The sequence below is a fragment of the Rubrimonas sp. genome (assembly GCF_036788415.1).
Taxonomy (GTDB): domain Bacteria; phylum Pseudomonadota; class Alphaproteobacteria; order Rhodobacterales; family Rhodobacteraceae; genus Rubrimonas.
This window is the reverse complement of sequence record NZ_DAIQNN010000215.1, coordinates 1-2,551: the sequence shown is the minus strand read 5'-3', so window position 1 is coordinate 2,551 and position 2,551 is coordinate 1. Positions and strand designations below refer to the sequence as shown.

The 2,551-nt window shown below is 69.1% G+C and carries 4 protein-coding genes; 3 read left to right on the top strand and 1 reads right to left on the bottom strand.

The features are described 5' to 3' along the window. Positions 1 to 220: 220 nt before the first annotated feature. Complete coding sequence (locus tag V7Q31_RS18725) at positions 221 to 1,183, top strand: glycosyltransferase family 2 protein (RefSeq protein ID WP_333835349.1); 963 nt, start codon at positions 221 to 223, stop codon at positions 1,181 to 1,183. A gap of 24 nt (positions 1,184 to 1,207) precedes the next feature. On the opposite strand, the gene V7Q31_RS18720 is transcribed toward V7Q31_RS18725, so the two are convergent. Beyond that, on the bottom strand, positions 1,208 to 1,390 hold the full coding sequence (locus V7Q31_RS18720; protein ID WP_333835348.1) for a hypothetical protein: 183 nt from the start codon (positions 1,388 to 1,390) through the stop codon (positions 1,208 to 1,210). A 360-nt stretch (positions 1,391 to 1,750) separates the two neighbouring features. Here V7Q31_RS18720 and V7Q31_RS18715 point away from each other — a divergent pair, with 360 nt between their 5' ends. Both V7Q31_RS18715 and V7Q31_RS18710 read left to right on the top strand, forming a co-directional pair. After that, positions 1,751 to 2,272, top strand: coding sequence for a serine O-acetyltransferase (locus V7Q31_RS18715; protein WP_333835347.1), 522 nt, complete (start codon positions 1,751 to 1,753; stop codon positions 2,270 to 2,272). 5 nt (positions 2,273 to 2,277) lie between these two features. Continuing rightward, on the top strand, positions 2,278 to 2,551 hold a 274-nt coding region (locus V7Q31_RS18710; protein WP_333835350.1), incomplete at its 3' end, for a hypothetical protein.

The window sequence follows — 2,551 nt, the reverse complement described above, 5'->3', positions numbered from 1 at the left end:
CCCGCGCCGCCCGAGATCGCCGTCGCCGCGCTGGCGCGCGAGCGCGCCCTGGCCGGTCGCCCGTCATTCAGGCTGCGTCGGCTCTGGCGAGACGCGATCTCGCGGGCGCTTAACCTGATATGAAGCCCATGGTGCGGATTGGTGAAGGAAGTCCCGGTCGCCGCCGGTTCGACGCTGCGCGTTGAAGCGGCGACCGGCGGCGGCGACGCAAGGAGGGCCTATGACGAGGAGATCTTCGAGACATCAGGATGTCGCGGCGGTCCCGGATGTCAGCGTCGTGATCGCCGCTTATCGCTGCGCCGGGACGATAGGCGCGGCGATCCGCAGCGCCCTCGGACAGGAGGGCGCGAGCATCGAGGTCATCGTCTGCGACGACGCATCGGGGGACGGCTCCGCGGAGGTTGCGGCTTCCTACGGCGATCCTCGTCTGCGCGTGCTGCGCCGGGCGGTGAATGGCGGGCCGGGTGCGGCGCGCAACGACGCGATCGCCGTCGCGCGCGGCGCCTGGATCGCCGTGCTCGACGCGGACGACGCCTTCGCGCCGGGACGGTTCGCGCGGCTGCTGGCGATCGGCGCGGATGCGGACATCGTCTTGGACAATCTGCTCATCCGCCCCGAGAAGGGCGGCGAGAGCCGGACGCTCTTCGCGCCCTTCTCGCCGTCGCCGCGCGACCTGACGCTGCGAGAATACGTGCTCGCGAACCGGATCTTCGCGCGCGGGCCGAACTTCGGATACCTCAAGCCGATGATCCGGCGCGAGTTTCTCGTCAGTCGCCACCTGCGCTACGACACGAGTCTGATGATCGGGGAGGATTACGTCCTCATGGCCGAGTGCCTCGCGCTCGGCGCGCGGGCGCGCCTCTCGGCCGAGCCGGGATATCTCTACACGGTCCGGTCGGGGTCGACTTCCGCGCGCATCAGCGCCGATCAGATCGCGGCCATTCTGCGCGCGGACAAGGCGCTCCTGCGCCGGGCGCCCTTCCCGCGCAGCGCCGCCGCGGCTCAGCGCCGTCGGACGCGCTCTCTCAAGACGGCGCTGGCCTATACGATCGCGGCGAGAGCCGCCAAGGCGGGCGCGTGGGGCGCAGCGGCGCGCCAGATCGCGCGGGAGCCGCTGGCGCTGCGGCATCTGGCGATGCGGATGGCGGGGCGACTCAGACAGCGCGGCGCGTCGAAGATCTGAGGACCGACCCGCCGGAGCGGCCGGTCAGCCGTCGGCGCGCGCCCGTTCGGCGATCGGCGACGGCGCGTCTTCGAGGCGCTCGATCTCGAACGGGTCGAGGATCGCGTGGGCCTCGGGACCCTCGGCGGTTCGACTTTCGAGCAGTTCGTCCGGCGCGCGATAGAGATCGCGCAGACCCGGAAGCGTGGCGAGCGCGAAGGCGATCACAGGGCCGCCGAGCCAGAAGGCGAGGACTGGCGCGAGCGCGCCGTCGGCGCTCGAGCATCGGCTATCGCACGCCGGAGCAGGCCAGGATCGACATGACCCGCGCAATGGCCGCATAGTCCCCCAGCTCCCAGTCCGGGAGCACGGGGCGAAGTCAGATTCGAGCGTTTACATGTTGCAAAGGTAGCGCGTGTCATCCTGTTCGTGCTAGTCGCCCCAATATGTCGCCTTTCGCAAGGCGCAGTACTGACGGACTTCTGGAGCGAGATGATAGGGCAGGTGGAAAAATCATCAGACGTTGCGCCCCGCGCGCCGGCGCCCGTCAACGAAGATCTGATCCGCGGGATGGGTCTGCGGCGGATCATGGCCGAGGATTATCGCACGCATTTCAGTCGGTTCTTCTCACCTGGATTGCAGGCGGTGTGGGTCCACCGGATCGGCGTCAAGGCCATGATGCTGCGGCGACCCGCCCGCTTTTTCCTGTCGGCGATCTATTTGTTCGGGCACTGGTTCTGCAAGGCGATCTACGGCATCGAGATGCAACGCTCGGTGAAGATCGGCCGCCGGTTCCTGATCGGCCATCAGGGCGCGATCGTCGTCCACCAATACGCAACCTTCGGCGACGATTGCATTATCCGGCAGGGCGTGACGCTCGGGGTCGGGACCACGTGGGAGGAAGGCAAGGGACCTGTGATCGGCGACAGGGTGAGCTTCAGCCCGGGTTGCGTGATCGTGGGCAACGTGCGCATCGGGGACGACGTGCAGATCGGACCGAACTGCGTCGTGACGACCGACGTGCCGTCCGACCGGGTGCTGTTCGTCGCGCCGCCGCGCGTCTTCCCACGCGCGACCGACGCCGCAGGATCGAGTGAGGAGAGACCGTGACGGAAATGCTGGACTACGCGACGGCCCTGCGCGCGGTGCGCGCCGCGGCCGAGGAGGTCAATGCGGGCCGTGCGCCCGACGCCGCGGTCTCGCTCGACGAGGACGCGACGCTGTTCGGCGAGGGTTCGGGGCTCGACAGCCTCGGGCTCGTGCAGGTCGTGATGGCTGCCGAGGGCTATCTCTCGGAGATGGCCGGGGTCGACCTCGTGCTGGCCTCCGAAGCGGCGATGTCGCGCAAGCGCAGCCCCTACCGCTCGCTGCGCCGGCTCGCCGAATACG

Coding starts and splice junctions, on each gene's coding strand:
- V7Q31_RS18715 (WP_333835347.1), top strand. CDS start 1,751: ATGGCCGAGGATTATCGCACGCATTTCAGTCGGTTCTTCTCACCTGGA.
- V7Q31_RS18725 (WP_333835349.1), top strand. CDS start 221: ATGACGAGGAGATCTTCGAGACATCAGGATGTCGCGGCGGTCCCGGAT.